Genomic DNA, 14,830 nt, shown 5'->3' on the forward strand with positions numbered 1-14,830 from the left:
TTGAGCGCTGCATGAAAAACGCCGACCCTTGGGTCGGCGTTTTTTTGCCCCGCATTCTTGGCGCGCCGCTGCGGGTCATCACCCGCGAGGTTAAACGTGCTGCACCAATGAAAACGCCGGCACTAGGCCGGCGTTTTCAATGAGCCAATACTCAGCTGTCGCGATTGCGGGTCAGCAGGGCAGGCTTCTCGCCGCGTGGACGGCTGCTTTGTAGCTGGTCGAGCTGCTCGGGCGTCGGTAGGCGATCGCTGCGCGAGCTCTTGTGCACGATGACCGGTTGCTTGTCACGGCTACTGCGCACGGCAGGCTCTTGACGCGGCAATTCATCGCGGTTCAGCGAGGTGGTGGTATCGCGCTGCTGGCCGCGGCCGCGGTTACCCGCGCCACTACGACCCTTGTTGGCGCCTTGCCCCTGGCCTTGGCCCTGGCGTTTGCCAGCACCGGCACCGGCACCGGCACCGCCGCCAGTGCTGCGCGGGCCCTTGCCCTGACCACGTGGCCCCTGGCCAACGCCATTGCTGGCACTTGGGCCACTGGCGGCAGCACCGGGGCGACGGCCACGGCCCTGACCATTGTTCTGGTTCGGGCTTACGTAGTCGGCACGGTTACCGAAATTGTCGATCTCGTCATCGCGGAACTCATCAGGGGCGCGATCCGGAGGCAACGCAGGCACGGCCGGTGCGCTGGCGCGGGCCGTGCCACGTGGTTGTTGTTCGCGAGCAGGCCTGGCTTTGCTTTGAGTCTTGGTTTTGCCGCCGTCCTTGCCCTTGTCCTTGCGGCCGCCACCTTCCGGTTTGGCGCCACGGGGTGGGCGTGGTTTCTGTGGTTCACGCACTTCCGGGCGTTCTGCCTCGACCTTGCTGGCGTCGAAGCCCAGTTGATCACCGTCGGCGATCTTCTGCTTGGTCATCCGCTCGATGCCCTTGAGCAGTTTCTCTTCGTCCGGGGCGACCAGGGAGATAGCCTCACCGCTACGACCGGCACGGCCAGTACGGCCGATACGGTGCACGTAATCTTCTTCGACGTTGGGCAGCTCGAAGTTGACCACGTGAGGCAGTTGGTCGATGTCCAGACCACGCGCGGCGATGTCGGTGGCAACCAGGATGCGAACCTTGTTCGCCTTGAAGTCGGCCAGGGCCTTGGTGCGGGCGTTCTGGCTCTTGTTGCCATGAATCGCCACGGCAGGCAGGCCGTGTTTGTCCAGGTACTCGGCCAGGCGGTTGGCGCCGTGCTTGGTCCGGGTGAAGACCAGAACCTGTTCCCATGCGCCCGCGGTGATCAGGTGAGCGAGCAGGGCGCGCTTGTGGCTGGCCTGCAGGCGGAACACACGCTGTTCGATACGCTCGACCGTGGTGTTCGGTGGCGTGACTTCGATGCGCTCTGGGTTGTGCAGCAGCTTGCCGGCCAGGTCGGTAATGTCTTTCGAAAAAGTCGCTGAGAACAGCAGGTTCTGGCGCTGCGTAGGCAGCTTGGCCAGAACCTTTTTCACGTCATGGATAAAGCCCATGTCGAGCATGCGGTCGGCTTCGTCCAGCACCAAAATTTCTACGTGCGAAAGGTCGATAGCACGTTGATTGGCGAGGTCTAGCAGGCGACCGGGGCAAGCCACCAGTACATCGACGCCTTTTGCCAGGGCCTGTACCTGTGGGTTCATGCCAACGCCTCCGAAGATGCAGGCGCTGACGAATTTCAAATCGCGGGCATACAGCTTGAAGCTGTCATGCACCTGAGCGGCCAGTTCGCGGGTGGGCGTGAGCACCAGTACGCGCGGCTGTTTCGGGCCATGGCGCTGTTCGCGATCCGGGTGACCGTTGGGGAACAGTCGCTCGAGGATCGGCAGCGCGAAACCGCCTGTCTTACCTGTACCCGTCTGGGCCGCCACCATCAGGTCGCGACCTTGCAACGCGGCGGGGATGGCCCGCTGTTGCACCGGAGTGGGCTGGGTGTAGCCGGCGGCTTCGACCGCACGGACTAAAGCCTCGGAGAGACCGAGGGAGGCAAAGGACATGTGCAATCCTGTCTGGTGAGGGCGTGGCCCTATAGGTGTAGTGCCTGGCTTGAATCGCACGTGGGGCGCGCAATCCCGTCCGGTACTGCTGGCCTCTGGGGTCAGCATCCGGGCGCAAGCCTGGCGGGAAGGCCCGAGTGTAACAGGATTGGTGAGAATCGGCACAACTTGCCGCCGACCGGGCGGAATACGGGCGTTCCCGTACTCCTCGGCGAGTGATGGTGTGGATCAATCGGCCAGGGCGTCGGCATCCTCGCGCTTGGCGAGCTTGTGCTGATCTTCGCTGTTGCCGAGTTTCCAGTAGCTGGAAATGTACAGGTTCTTGCGGTCGACCTGGCGCTCCTCCCTGAAATGCTGGCGCAGGGCACGCATGCTGCTGAACTCGCAGGCAGCCCAGATGCTCGGTCGGCCTGGCAGCCATGCCAGCTCGCGCACGCGATTGACCAGCAGCTGGCTGTCTTCGCCGGGATGCGGGTTGATCAGCCAGTGCAGCTCGACGCCAGCAGGATGTTGCAGCGGCTGGATATCGCGCTCGTCGATCACCTCGATGATGGCGTGCCCGCGGGCGTCAGCCGGCAGTTGTTCGAGGTTGACGCTGAGTGCCGGCAGGGCCGTCATGTCGCCAATCACCAGGAACCAGTCCGCGCTGTTGTCTACCAGCTTTTTCGGGCCGGGGCCGCCGACGACGATGCTGTCGCCCGGGCTGGCGTCTTTGGCCCACTGGGAGGCAGGGCCGGCATCATCGTGCAGGACGAAATCCACGTCGAACTGCTCCGCTCGCTGATGGCGCACGGTGTAGGTGCGCATCAGCGTGTTTTCGCTGCCCGGCGCGGGAAAGATCAGCTTGATGTAGGCGCTTTCCTGATCGGTTGGAAAGCTGTCGATTTCGTCGCCGCCCAGGGTGATGCGCAGCATGTGCGGCGTGACGGGAGTGGATGAAATGACCCGCAGGGTACGGGGAGCAGGGCGTGGCATTGAACTCTCCTGTTGTGACGGCAGTGATCGCCGCCATTCATGTGAGAATTATTATCACTTAATGTCCGTGGCGGCCAGTGCGGGGTGCGGGCGCAGACTTCTTCGCGGTTCCCGAACCCTGGTATCCGACCCAGGTATCGCTTCGCTCAACCCAGGCTACGGCTCAGGTGGACATACGTCGCGTTGTCCACCCGGCGGGCATGTGCCACTGTCAGCTGACGACCCGATAGCACGGCTCGTAGGCGCTGCCGCCTGGCAGCTTCATGCGGTGCTGTTCGACGAAGGCCTGCAGCAGGCGATCCAGCGGTTGCATGATGGTCTTGTCGCCGCGCAGCTCATACGGGCCATGTTGCTCGATCAGGCGGATGCCTTTGTCCTTGACGTTACCGGCGACGATGCCCGAGAAGGCGCGACGCAGGTTGGCGGCCAGTTCGTGCACCGGCTGCTCGCGGGTCAGGTTGAGGCTGGCCATGGCTTCGTGGGTCGGTTCGAAGGGATGTTGGAAGCTCTCGTCGATCTTCAGCAACCAGTTGAAGTGGAAGGCGTCATTGCGCTCGCGGCGGAACTGCTTCACCGCCTTGATGCCAGCCGCCATGTGGCGGGCCACTTCGGCCGGGTCGTTGGGAATCAGCACGTAGCGGTTCTGCGCCTCCACGCCCAGGGTCGCGCCGATGAAGGCGTGCAACTGCTGCAAGTAAGCTTCGGCGCTCTTCGGCCCGGTCAGCACGAGGGGGAAGGGCAGCTCGGCGTTGTCCGGATGCATGAGGATACCGAGCAGATAGAGAAACTCTTCTGCCGTGCCCGCGCCGCCGGGGAAGATGATGATGCCGTGGCCGATGCGCACGAAGGCTTCCAGGCGCTTTTCGATATCCGGCAGGATCACCAGTTCGTTGACGATCGGGTTCGGCGCCTCGGCGGCGATGATGCCCGGCTCGGTCAGCCCCAGGTAGCGGGCGCCGACGATGCGCTGCTTGGCGTGGGAAATGGTGGCGCCCTTCATCGGCCCCTTCATCACACCGGGGCCGCAGCCGGTGCACACGTCCAAGGCACGCAGGCCCAGTTCGTGGCCGACTTTCTTGGTGTATTTGTATTCTTCGGTGTCGATCGAGTGGCCACCCCAGCACACCACCATCTTCGGCTCGGCGCCGGCGCGCAGGGTGCGGGCGTTGCGCAGCAGGTGGAAAACGTAGTCGGTCAGACCGCTGGAGCTGTCCACGTCGACGCGTTTGTTTTCCAGCTCGCTCTGGGTGTAGACGATGTCGCGCAGGGCGCTGAACAGCATCTCGCGGGTACTGGCGATCATCTCGCCATCGACGAAGGCGTCAGCCGGCGCATTGATCAGCTCCAGGCGGATGCCGCGATCCTGCTGGTGGATCTTCACTTCGAAGTCCGGATAGGCCTCGAGGATGGTCTTGGCGTTGTCGCTGTGCGAACCGGTGTTGAGAATTGCCAGGGCGCATTGGCGGAACAGCGCGTAGACGCTACCGGAGCCGGTTTCGCGCAATTGCTGGACTTCACGCTGGGAGAGGGTTTCCAGGCTGCCCTTGGGCGAGACCGAAGCATTGATTTTCTGGCGAGTGAGCATGCAGGCATCCCGTGGTAACGCGACAACTCGAGCCGATCCTGGCTGATCGCGCGATGAAGAATTCAGTCCCGGTGATCGTGACCCATGATGGGGCGTCCGGGTGATGGCGCTGTACTGTCGGCCAGTGGAGGACTCTGGGTCAACGGGTACCGAGTTAACAGGCTGTTGAAAACGATGGCGTTGCCGCTGCCTCGCCTGAGTTTTCAGCAGACTGTTAGGAAAGACGCGGGCCGCGAAAGTTCTAACATTCGCGGCCCGGCAATCAGCCTTGCAGGTTCTTCCACACAGCCAGGCTAGGGGCGGCCTGGTTGAGGGTGTAGAAGTGCAGGCCCGGTGCACCGCCCTGGAGCAGGCGTTCGCACATGTCGGTGATCATTTCTTCACCGAAGCGCTGGATGCTCTGGGTGTCGTCACCATAGGCTTCCAGTTGCTTGCGGACCCAGCGCGGCAGCTCGGCGCCGCAGGCGTCGGAGAAGCGTGCCAGTTTGCTGTAGTTGGTGATCGGCATGATGCCCGGGATCACCGGGATGTCGACGCCCAACTTGCGTACACGCTCGACGAAGTAGAAGTAGCAGTCGGCGTTGAAGAAGTACTGAGTGATCGCACTGCTTGCGCCGGCCTTGGCCTTGCGCACGAAGTTGGCGATGTCGTCTTCGAAGTTACGCGCCTGCGGATGCATTTCCGGGTAGGCCGCTACTTCGATATGAAAGTGATCACCGGTTTCCTGGCGGATCAGCTCGACCAGATCATTGGCATGGCGCAGTTCACCGCTGGACATGCCCATGCCCGAAGGCAGGTCGCCGCGCAGGGCAACGATGCGGTTGATGCCGTTGTTCTTGTACAGATTGAGCAGCTCGATCAATTCGGCCTTGCTGTCGCCGACGCACGACAGGTGCGGTGCGGTAGGCACCTTCACTTCGCCATCGAGTTGCAGCACGGTATTGAGCGTACGGTCGCGGGTGGAGCCACCGGCGCCATAGGTGCAGGAGAAGAATTCCGGGTTGTAACCGGCCAGCTCTCGCGCGGTATTCAGCAGTTTCTCGTGTCCAGCATCGGTCTTCGTCGGGAAGAACTCGAAGCTGACATTGGTTTTTTTCTGGATCATGGAGAAGGTTCCCTTCTCAGCGACAAGCCTCACGCCACAAGCTGCAAGTGGAGTCGGCTCCCTCTTGCAGCGTGTGGCGTGTAGCGTGTAGCTGGGGTTAGTAGCGGTAGCTGTCCGGCTTGAACGGGCCTTCGACCGGAACGCCGATGTACTCGGCCTGCTTGGTGGTCAGTTGGGTGACCACGCCGCCGAAGCCTTTCACCATTTCCAGTGCGACTTCTTCATCCAGCTTCTTCGGCAGTACTTCGACGGTCAGGCGCTCGGCCTTCTTCTCGGCCGACAGGTCGGCGAACTTCTGCTCGAACAGGAAGATCTGGGCGAGAACCTGGTTGGCGAAAGAGCCGTCCATGATGCGGCTCGGGTGGCCCGTGGCGTTGCCCAGGTTCACCAGACGGCCTTCGGCCAGCAGGATCAGGTAGTCGTCATTACGCGGGTCGAATTGGCCAGCGCCGGTGCGGTGGATCTTGTGCACCTGCGGTTTGACCTCTTCCCACGCCCAGTTCTTGCGCATGAAAGCAGTGTCGATCTCGTTGTCGAAGTGACCGATGTTGCAGACCACGGCACGAGCTTTCAGCGCCTTGAGCATGCCGGCGTCACAGACGTTGGCGTTGCCGGTGGTGGTGACGATCAGGTCGATCTTGCCCAGCAGGGCCTTGTCGATGCTGGCGTCGGTGCCGTCATTGCGGCCGTCGATGTACGGCGAAACGAGTTCGTAGCCGTCCATGCAGGCCTGCATGGCGCAGATCGGATCGATCTCGGAAACCTTGACGATCATGCCTTCCTGACGCAGCGAGGCAGCCGAGCCCTTGCCCACGTCGCCGTAGCCGATGACCAGCGCTTGCTTGCCCGACAGCAGGTGGTCGGTGCCGCGCTTGATGGCGTCGTTGAGGCTGTGACGGCAGCCGTACTTGTTGTCGTTCTTGCTCTTGGTGACCGCGTCGTTGACGTTGATCGCCGGGACTTTCAGGGTGCCGGCCTTGAGCATGTCGAGCAGGCGATGAACACCGGTGGTGGTTTCTTCGGTGACGCCGTGGACGTTGGTCAGCACCTGCGGGTACTTGTCATGCAGGATCTGAGTCAGGTCGCCGCCGTCGTCGAGCACCATGTTGGCGTCCCACGGCTGGCCGTCCTTGAGGATGGTCTGCTCGATGCACCACTCGTACTCGGCTTCGGTCTCGCCTTTCCAGGCGAACACCGGAATACCGGCGGCGGCGATGGCGGCAGCGGCCTGATCCTGAGTGGAGAAGATGTTGCACGACGACCAGCGCACTTCGGCGCCCAGCGCAGTCAGCGTCTCGATCAGCACGCCGGTCTGGATGGTCATGTGAATGCAGCCGAGGATCTTCGCGCCTTTCAGCGGTTGTTCGGCAGCGTACTTGCGACGTAGGCCCATCAGTGCCGGCATCTCGGATTCGGCGATGATCAGCTCTTTACGGCCCCAATCGGCCAGGGAAATGTCAGCGACTTTGTAGTCGGTAAAAGCAGCGCTCATGCAAAAGCTCTCCAATCGATGATCTGTGATCAGATAGGTGAAAACCGGTATGCCCGGCCTGATGGCCATGGCTCGCTACGTTTTCACGCAGTCCGATTGGGCGCCGTTGATGCGTTTGGGTAACGCCCCATCCGAGCCTGACAAGCCTTTGGCTTGCTGCAGCGCCCCTCGGACAGGTGGCGGGAACGCTCAGGCAGTGCCGAGCGTATGAAACGTGGCGATTATAGCCTTGCCGGCGCGCCAGCCCAAGGTTTTCCGTCGTCCCGTATCGGCCATCGATGCACCTGATACCGAGCCTTAATCGATGCCATTGAAAACGCGCCCGCGACAACTGCCGCCTGCCTTTGCGATCATGGTTCGCGAACGATAGCGATGGATAAGGAGTGCAGATGAACTTCCACACACGCAAGTGGGTAAAGCCCGAAGACCTCAACCCCAACGGCACCCTGTTCGGCGGCAGCCTGCTGAAGTGGATCGACGAAGAAGCGGCGATCTACGCCATCATCCAGCTCGGCACTCAGCGCGTGGTGACCAAGCTGATCTCGGAGATCAACTTCGTCGCCTCGGCCCGGCAGAGCGACATCATCGAACTGGGCATCACCGCCAGCGAGTTCGGTCGTACCTCGATCACCATGCGCTGTGAAGTGCGCAACAAGATCACCCGCAAGAGCATCCTGACCATCGACAAGATGGTCTTCGTCAATCTGGACGAGAACGGCCAGCCTGCGCCCCACGGCAAGACCGAAATCACCTATATCAAGGATCAGTTCAAGGACTGAGTCGCTGGGGCGCGCGGACGCCAGGCGATGAGTCTTTCCGCGTCTGTTGATCAGAAGCCGTCGACGCCGGCCAGGCGCAATCGGTCGCCCAGCGCGACTATCTCCTCGTGCTGGAAAAACCTCTGCAGCTGAGCGGCGCGGGTCGGGCCGATTCCTGGCAGCTTCTGCCACTCGACCAGGCTGCGCTGTTGCAGTTGTGACCAGTCCTTGATAGCCAGGTTGTCCGGGTTGATTGGTGTGCCTAGGGCGCGCAGCCAGGCATTGAATGGGCGTTGCCGGGCTTCGGCGAAGCGCTTTCTGAGCGTGGCAGCAGTCTGTTGGCCGATGCCCGGTACGGCGAGTAGCTGCTCCTCACTGAGCTCCAGCCAGTCGAGCAGGCTGTCGATACGCTGGGCCTGCAAAAGCTTCTCCCACGTTCCAGCGCCGATGTCAGGCAGGTTTAGTGCCTGTTTGCTGCTGAGCCAGGTAAGGCGGGCGTGGAACTGGCTGGTGCAGGGAGCGGAGGCGCGCAGGCAGCTCAGCGCGTGGTAATCGTCACGGCGCGGAACGTCGAGTTCGTGGCGGTTTGCTGTCTGCACTACCACGTCAGTCAGTTGCGGAATGGTTTGCCCGGCAAGGCGGATGGCGACTTGATCGCCCGGGCGAATATCCAGTTGCTGCCAGCGTTCCAGTGAGCCCGCGCTGACTACGCGAATGGTGCGGTCGTCGAGTTTCACTGGGTGTAGACGCAGCAGCGGGGTGATGCGACCGCTACGGCCGATGCTGAACTCGACGCCGTTGACCAGCGCCAGGGCCTCGCTGGCCGGGTATTTCCAAGCCGCTGCCCAGTGTGGCGGCTCGGCGCGCCAGCGTTCGCCGGATGGGCGCTGGCCTTGGCGCAGAACCACGCCGTCAGTAGCGAAGGGCAGTGGATTACGGTACCAGCGCTCGCGCCATTGCCTGGCCTCGGTGGCGGTAATGACGGGGTGGCTGTAGTGGCGGCTGTCGTCAAAACCCAACTGCGCCAGGTGGTCGAGACGTTGCTGCATATCGTCCGGGCCATTGGGCCAGTCCCAAACGAACAGCCCAATGTCGTTCGCTTGGGCTTCTTGCAGATCCTCTCGTGCCATCAATCCGGCGACCGTGCTGCGCGCCGAAGCGCCGCCGTGCTTGGCCTGAATGTGTGCAGGGCGCTGCAGGTACAGCTCGCCTTGCAGCACTAGTTCGCTGTCATCAGTGAGGTGCTTGGGAATGGCCGCAATCCGTGTGGCGCGTGATGTCCAGTCCTGGCCGGTGTTGCCGTCCCCGCGGCTGATCGCCTGCTGCAGGTGGCCGCCGCTGTAAATCAGCGTGACCGCGACGCCATCGACCTTGGGCTGAATCCACAAGGCCTGGCGTGAGGCCATCCAGCGGTTCACGGCGCGCTCATCTTCGAGCTTGCGCAGACCTGTCTGGGTCACCGGATGTCGCGCCGGGCCGCCAGCACCGCTCAGTGGGTTGGCCGTTGCCGTGTCGCTCAGGCAACGTTGCCAATGCTCCAGGCGGGTGCGGGCTTGATCGTAGAGTTCATCGCTGACCAGCGAGCGGCCTTGGCGATGATAGGCGTCGTCCCATTGGGCTATCTGGGCGGAGAGCTCATTGAGTTGGCGGCTGTGTGCGGTTGTCTGTTTGGGGCATTCGTCGGCGTGGACGAGTGAGGCCAGCAGGACGGGAAGGGCGGCAGCGATCCAGTGTTTCATGGGCGGAGCATCCTTGCTCGGGCGATGATTTCTGCAGGCTAGCCGCATATCGCTCATGCCGCAAACGCAGTACAGCACTGCTGCGGGCGGGTCGTAAGTAGCGACTGGCCGACATTTTGGCCATTTCAAGTTTGGCCGAAACAATTTGTGAATGATAAAATTCCGCTTCTTCCCGCGTATCAAATGGAATTGCCCGGCGGCGGGATTCAATTGCCGGGTCTCATCACTCAAGGGTCTACTTCTAATGCGTCTTTCCGTTTTGTTCTGTGCTGTTTCGTTGGTATGCGGCAGTGCCTTCGTACAGGCGGCTGATGATATGCAGGCCAAGTGCGATCAGAAACTCTCCGCCAACGCCGAGAAGCTGGCTCAGGTCAAGCAACTGGCCGGCCTGCTCGGCAATCAGCAGGCCAACGACACCATCGCTCAGGTCGAGGGTGGGTGCAGTCAGTTGGGCGCCAATGCCGCCACGTCCGATGAGACTGTCGCGCAAACCCAGGGCAATGGCACAGCTGAAAACATCACAGCTGCTGCCGAAACCCTGAAAGGGTTGGGCTCGCTGTTCGGTAAATAGCAATAAGAATATCTGCCTTGCAGGTGTGAAAAAGCCTCCGTGAGCGTTGCGTCCACGGAGGCTTTTTTGTGTCCGTTGCCCGGCTCTCGCCGGGCAACTCGGCCTTAGAGGCCGGCAGCGGCGCGCAGGTCTGCAGCCTTGTCGGTCTTCTCCCAGGTGAAGCTGGTGAAGCTGTCGTCACCGACAGTCAGTTGCTGCGGCTCGCGGCCGAAGTGGCCGTAGGCGGCGGTCGGCTGGTACATCGGGTGCAGCAGGTCGAGCATCTTGGTGATGGCGTACGGGCGCAGGTCGAACACGTCGCGCACCAGTTTGACGATGGTCTCGTCCGCTACCTTGTTGGTGCCGAAGGTGTTGATCGAAATCGAGGTCGGCTGGGCGACGCCGATGGCGTAGGAAACCTGAATCTCGCAGCGCTCGGCCAGGCCGGCGGCAACGATGTTCTTGGCGACATAGCGGCCGGCATAAGCCGCGCTGCGGTCGACCTTGGATGGATCCTTGCCGGAGAACGCGCCGCCGCCGTGGCGAGCCATGCCGCCATAGCTGTCGACGATGATCTTGCGGCCAGTCAGGCCGCAGTCGCCCACTGGGCCACCGATCACGAAGTTGCCGGTCGGGTTGATGTGGTACTGGGTGTCCTTGTGCAGCAGTTCGGCGGGCAGGCTGTGCTTGATCACCAGCTCCATTACCGCTTCACGTAGGTCGCTCAGGCTGACATCCGGGTTGTGCTGGGTGGATAGCACCACCGCGTCGATGCCAACCACTTTGCCGTGCTCGTAACGGCAGGTGACCTGGCTCTTGGCGTCCGGGCGCAGCCACGGCAGCAGGCCAGATTTGCGGGCTTCGGCCTGACGCTCGACCAGCGCGTGAGAGAAGCGGATCGGCGCCGGCATCAGCACGTCGGTTTCGTTGCTGGCATAGCCGAACATCAGGCCCTGGTCGCCAGCGCCCTGATCTTCCGGTTTGGCGCGGTCGACACCTTGGTTGATGTCCGGGGACTGCTTGCCAATGATGTTCATCACGCCACAGGTCGCGCCGTCAAAGCCGACATCCGAGCTGGTGTAGCCGATGTTGCAGATCACGTCGCGCACGATCTGCTCGAGGTCGACCCAGGCGCTGGTGGTGACTTCGCCGGCGATGATCGCCACGCCGGTCTTGACCAGTGTTTCGACGGCCACGCGGGCGTGTTTGTCCTGGGTGATGATGGCGTCGAGGACGGCATCGGAAATCTGGTCGGCGATCTTGTCCGGATGACCTTCGGACACGGACTCGGAGGTAAACAGGGAGTATTCGCTCATCTATCGGTTGTCCTGGCGAGTGAGGGCCTTTCGGCCACGTACGGGAGTGATGGCGTGCGCTGGAAATGGCGCACCTGAATTTGAAAACCATTGCGCAGGCCGACATACAGGCTCTCGCCTTGTGTCAGCCCGGCGACGACGGCCCAGTGGGCCAGGTCGTCCTGTTCGAAGCCTAGCCAGAGATCGCCGCAGGTGTCGCGGGCCCAACTTTGGTTGTGGCTGCACAGTTCTGTGATCAACAGGCTGCCGCCATCGTTCACGCGGCCTGCGAGTATCTGCAGGGCCTGAGCCGGTGCGGCGAAGTGATGCAGCACCATGTTTAACACTACGCAGTCGGCGCTGGGGTAGTCGTCGAGCAGGGCGTCGGCAAGTTGCAACTGAACGTTATCCAGGCCGTCGTGCTCACAGCGCAGGCGTGCCAGCTCAAGCATGGCCGGGCTGTTATCCAGTGCGGTGACTTGGCCGAAGCGGCTCGCCAGTTCGGGCAAAAAGCTGCCATCGCCGGGGCCGATCTCCAGGGCGCGGGCGTTGGCAGGAAAGTCCAGTGAGTCGAGCAGGGCCAGCACGCTGTCGCGGTATTGCGGCAGGCCGGCGATCAGATCCTGCTGAGCCTGGAAGCGCTCTGCGCTACGGGCAAAGAAATCCTGGCTGGCAGCCGCGCGCTGCTGATGCACCTGGGCGATGCGTTCGCGCACCTCGAGCGGCAGGGCCAGCCGATCGACTTCCTGGAGCAGGGCGCCGTGCAGCGTACCGCCAACAGTTTCCATCTGGGCCAGGGCGCGGCGATAGAAAATCGCGTTGCCTTCCCGGCGCGTCGCCACCAGGCCGGCCTGGGCCAGCACCTTCAAGTGGTGGCTGATGCCGGACTGGCCAATGGCGAAGATCTGCGCCAGCTCCAGTACGCCGAACGAATCGTTGGCCAGTGCGCGCAAAACATTCAGGCGCAGCGGGTCGCCCGCTGCCTTGCACAGGGCGGAGAGAGCATCGGCGGGCTCGAAGTCGAGCTGAGAGGCGCGCACAGTCATAAGCCGCGCAGTCTAGTCGGTGATTTTTTGTGCAGCAAGACCAATATCAAAAAGTTTTGATATTGGTCTTCGCCGCGCGCTTGCCTGGCTACTCACGACGGGAGATAAACCGCTTCGCTTCCAGAGGCTGAGCACTTTTATCCAGGAAAACCGCGGGAATCGTTCGGCTAACGACCATCTGTCATTGCCCCCGCAGTGCCTGCTGGGCGAAAATGGCCGCCTTTTTCGACCCCCGCTGCCTAAGAGCAGCCACCCGCAGGAGATTAGCGATGCCCAGCCGTCGTGAGCGTGCCAATGCCATTCGTGCCCTGAGCATGGATGCCGTGCAAAAAGCCAACAGCGGCCACCCGGGTGCCCCTATGGGCATGGCGGACATCGCCGAAGTGCTGTGGCGTGACTACCTGAAACACAACCCGGCCAACCCGAAATTCGCTGACCGTGACCGTTTCGTACTGTCCAACGGCCATGGCTCGATGCTGATCTATTCGTTGCTGCACCTGACCGGCTACGACCTGTCCATCGACGACCTGAAGAACTTCCGCCAGTTGCACAGCCGCACCCCGGGTCACCCGGAATACGGCTACGCGCCAGGCGTCGAGACCACCACCGGCCCGCTCGGCCAGGGCATCGCCAACGCCGTGGGCTTCGCCTTAGCTGAGAAGATCATGGCGGCGCAGTTCAACCGCGATGGCCATAACATCGTCGATCACCACACCTACGCCTTCCTGGGCGACGGTTGCATGATGGAAGGCATCAGCCACGAAGTCTGCTCGCTGGCCGGTACCCTGGGCTTGGGCAAGCTGATCGCGTTCTACGATGACAACGGCATCTCCATCGATGGCGAAGTCCACGGCTGGTTCACCGACGATACCCCGGCGCGCTTTGAAGCCTACGGCTGGCAGGTGATCCGCAATGTCGACGGCCATGATCCCGAAGAGATCAAAATGGCCATCGACACCGCTCGCAAGAGCGAGCAGCCGACCCTGATCTGCTGCAAGACCATCATCGGTTTCGGCTCGCCGAACAAGCAGGGTAAGGAAGAGTCCCACGGCGCTGCATTGGGCCATGACGAAATCGCCCTGACCCGTGCTGCCCTGAACTGGAGCCACGCGCCGTTCGAAATCCCGGCCGACATCTATGCCGAGTGGGACGCCAAGGAAGCCGGTCTGGCTGCCGAAGCCGAATGGGATCAGCGTTTCGCTGCCTATTCCGCTGCTTACCCGGAATTGGCCAACGAGTTCATCCGTCGCATGGCTGGCGAGCTGCCTGCCGATTTCTCCGCCAAGGCCAGCGAGTTCATCCGCGCCGTGGCCGAGAAAGGCGAAACCATCGCCAGCCGCAAGGCCAGCCAGAATTGCCTGAATGCCTTCGGCCCGTTGCTGCCGGAACTGCTGGGTGGCTCCGCCGACCTGGCCGGTTCCAACCTGACCCTGTGGAAGGGCTGCAAGCCGGTGGTCGCCGAAGACGCTTCGGGCAACTACATGTACTACGGCGTGCGCGAGTTCGGCATGAGCGCGATCATGAACGGCGTCGCCCTGCACGGCGGCCTGGTGCCTTACGGCGCGACCTTCCTGATGTTCATGGAATACGCCCGTAACGCGGTACGCATGTCCGCGCTGATGAAGCTGCGCGTGCTCTACGTGTTCACCCACGACTCCATCGGTTTGGGCGAAGACGGCCCGACTCACCAGCCGGTCGAGCAACTGACCAGCCTGCGCACCACGCCGAACCTGGATACTTGGCGCCCGGCGGATACCGTCGAAGCTGCCGTGGCCTGGAAACACTCGGTCGAGCGCAAGGATGGCCCGAGCGCGCTGATCTTCTCGCGCCAGAACCTGCCGCATAACCTGCGCGACCATGAAACCGAAGCGGCCATCAGCCGTGGCGGTTACGTGTTGAAGGATTGCGCCGGCGAACCGGAGCTGATTCTGATCTCCACCGGCTCGGAAGTCGGTCTGGCCATCCAGGCTGCCGACAAACTGACCGCGCAGGGCCGCAAGGTACGCGTCGTGTCGATGCCGTCGACCAACGTCTTCGACCAGCAGGACGCCGGCTACAAGCAGTCCGTACTGCCGCTGCAGGTTACCGCGCGGATCGCCATCGAAGCTGCCCACGCTGACTTCTGGTACAAGTATGTGGGCCTTGAAGGCCGTGTCATCGGTATGGAAACCTACGGTGAGTCGGCTCCGGCCGGCGAGCTGTTCGAACATTTCGGTTTCACCGTCGAGAACATCATCGGCACTGCCGAAGAGCTGCTCGACGCCTAAGTGAGAACGA

The 14,830-nt window shown here is 62.3% G+C and carries 12 protein-coding genes and 1 riboswitch; of the genes, 4 read left to right on the forward strand and 8 right to left on the reverse strand.

Features of this window, described 5'->3' with window-relative positions:
- Positions 1 to 11: 11 nt before the first annotated feature.
- Positions 12 to 143, forward strand: a complete 132-nt coding sequence (locus K5Q02_RS24335; RefSeq protein WP_268945251.1) for a hypothetical protein — start codon at positions 12 to 14, stop codon at positions 141 to 143.
- 8 nt (positions 144 to 151) lie between these two features.
- On the opposite strand, the gene K5Q02_RS06425 is transcribed toward K5Q02_RS24335, so the two are convergent.
- From K5Q02_RS06425 to ahcY, 5 genes are all read right to left on the reverse strand, one after another.
- Complete coding sequence (locus tag K5Q02_RS06425; RefSeq protein WP_225837513.1) at positions 152 to 2,008, reverse strand: DEAD/DEAH box helicase; 1,857 nt, start codon at positions 2,006 to 2,008, stop codon at positions 152 to 154.
- A 228-nt stretch (positions 2,009 to 2,236) separates the two neighbouring features.
- Complete coding sequence (locus K5Q02_RS06430) at positions 2,237 to 2,983, reverse strand: siderophore-interacting protein (RefSeq protein ID WP_225837515.1); 747 nt, start codon at positions 2,981 to 2,983, stop codon at positions 2,237 to 2,239.
- Between the two features lie 211 nt (positions 2,984 to 3,194).
- Positions 3,195 to 4,568, reverse strand: a complete 1,374-nt coding sequence (gene ppnN / locus K5Q02_RS06435; protein WP_225837516.1) for a nucleotide 5'-monophosphate nucleosidase PpnN — start codon at positions 4,566 to 4,568, stop codon at positions 3,195 to 3,197.
- Positions 4,569 to 4,830: 262 nt separating this feature from the next.
- A complete protein-coding gene (gene metF, locus K5Q02_RS06440) occupies positions 4,831 to 5,673 on the reverse strand; it encodes a methylenetetrahydrofolate reductase [NAD(P)H] (protein WP_225837518.1) in 843 nt (280 codons plus the stop codon).
- Positions 5,674 to 5,770: 97 nt separating this feature from the next.
- Positions 5,771 to 7,165, reverse strand: coding sequence for an adenosylhomocysteinase (gene ahcY / locus K5Q02_RS06445; RefSeq protein WP_179539662.1), 1,395 nt, complete (start codon positions 7,163 to 7,165; stop codon positions 5,771 to 5,773).
- Between the two features lie 91 nt (positions 7,166 to 7,256).
- Positions 7,257 to 7,341, reverse strand: a riboswitch (S-adenosyl-L-homocysteine riboswitch).
- 213 nt (positions 7,342 to 7,554) lie between these two features.
- Here ahcY and K5Q02_RS06450 point away from each other — a divergent pair.
- A complete protein-coding gene (locus K5Q02_RS06450) occupies positions 7,555 to 7,944 on the forward strand; it encodes an acyl-CoA thioesterase (RefSeq protein WP_042552436.1) in 390 nt (129 codons plus the stop codon).
- A 50-nt stretch (positions 7,945 to 7,994) separates the two neighbouring features.
- Here the strand turns inward: K5Q02_RS06450 and ligB are convergent, their stop codons facing one another.
- On the reverse strand, positions 7,995 to 9,662 hold the full coding sequence (gene ligB / locus K5Q02_RS06455) for an NAD-dependent DNA ligase LigB (RefSeq protein WP_225837520.1): 1,668 nt from the start codon (positions 9,660 to 9,662) through the stop codon (positions 7,995 to 7,997).
- Between the two features lie 316 nt (positions 9,663 to 9,978).
- Here ligB and K5Q02_RS06460 point away from each other — a divergent pair, with 316 nt between their 5' ends.
- Positions 9,979 to 10,233 (forward strand): hypothetical protein, encoded by a 255-nt coding sequence (locus K5Q02_RS06460; protein WP_225837522.1) that lies wholly within the window; start codon positions 9,979 to 9,981, stop codon positions 10,231 to 10,233.
- Positions 10,234 to 10,337: 104 nt separating this feature from the next.
- Here the strand turns inward: K5Q02_RS06460 and metK are convergent, their stop codons facing one another.
- On the reverse strand, positions 10,338 to 11,528 hold the full coding sequence (gene metK / locus K5Q02_RS06465; protein ID WP_225837524.1) for a methionine adenosyltransferase: 1,191 nt from the start codon (positions 11,526 to 11,528) through the stop codon (positions 10,338 to 10,340).
- Positions 11,525 to 12,553 (reverse strand): ArsR/SmtB family transcription factor, encoded by a 1,029-nt coding sequence (locus K5Q02_RS06470; RefSeq protein ID WP_225837526.1) that lies wholly within the window; start codon positions 12,551 to 12,553, stop codon positions 11,525 to 11,527. The genes metK and K5Q02_RS06470 overlap by 4 nt, the downstream gene beginning before the upstream one ends.
- Before the next feature lie 269 nt (positions 12,554 to 12,822).
- Between K5Q02_RS06470 and tkt the strand changes: the two genes are divergently transcribed.
- Positions 12,823 to 14,820 (forward strand): transketolase, encoded by a 1,998-nt coding sequence (gene tkt / locus K5Q02_RS06475; protein ID WP_225837528.1) that lies wholly within the window; start codon positions 12,823 to 12,825, stop codon positions 14,818 to 14,820.
- Positions 14,821 to 14,830 lie beyond the last annotated feature (10 nt).

It is taken from the genome of Pseudomonas sp. MM211 (assembly GCF_020386635.1).
Taxonomy (GTDB): domain Bacteria; phylum Pseudomonadota; class Gammaproteobacteria; order Pseudomonadales; family Pseudomonadaceae; genus Aquipseudomonas.

What these genes read in the sequence shown, in the direction of transcription:
- K5Q02_RS24335 (WP_268945251.1), top strand. Translation starts at nt 12, where the DNA reads ATGAAAAACGCCGACCCTTGGGTCGGCGTTTTTTTGCCCCGCATTCTT.
- K5Q02_RS06425 (WP_225837513.1), bottom strand. Translation starts at nt 2,008, where the DNA reads ATGTCCTTTGCCTCCCTCGGTCTCTCCGAGGCTTTAGTCCGTGCGGTC.
- K5Q02_RS06430 (WP_225837515.1), bottom strand. Translation starts at nt 2,983, where the DNA reads ATGCCACGCCCTGCTCCCCGTACCCTGCGGGTCATTTCATCCACTCCC.
- ppnN (WP_225837516.1), bottom strand. Translation starts at nt 4,568, where the DNA reads ATGCTCACTCGCCAGAAAATCAATGCTTCGGTCTCGCCCAAGGGCAGC.
- metF (WP_225837518.1), bottom strand. Translation starts at nt 5,673, where the DNA reads ATGATCCAGAAAAAAACCAATGTCAGCTTCGAGTTCTTCCCGACGAAG.
- ahcY (WP_179539662.1), bottom strand. Translation starts at nt 7,165, where the DNA reads ATGAGCGCTGCTTTTACCGACTACAAAGTCGCTGACATTTCCCTGGCC.
- K5Q02_RS06450 (WP_042552436.1), top strand. Translation starts at nt 7,555, where the DNA reads ATGAACTTCCACACACGCAAGTGGGTAAAGCCCGAAGACCTCAACCCC.
- ligB (WP_225837520.1), bottom strand. Translation starts at nt 9,662, where the DNA reads ATGAAACACTGGATCGCTGCCGCCCTTCCCGTCCTGCTGGCCTCACTC.
- K5Q02_RS06460 (WP_225837522.1), top strand. Translation starts at nt 9,979, where the DNA reads ATGCAGGCCAAGTGCGATCAGAAACTCTCCGCCAACGCCGAGAAGCTG.
- metK (WP_225837524.1), bottom strand. Translation starts at nt 11,528, where the DNA reads ATGAGCGAATACTCCCTGTTTACCTCCGAGTCCGTGTCCGAAGGTCAT.
- K5Q02_RS06470 (WP_225837526.1), bottom strand. Translation starts at nt 12,553, where the DNA reads ATGACTGTGCGCGCCTCTCAGCTCGACTTCGAGCCCGCCGATGCTCTC.
- tkt (WP_225837528.1), top strand. Translation starts at nt 12,823, where the DNA reads ATGCCCAGCCGTCGTGAGCGTGCCAATGCCATTCGTGCCCTGAGCATG.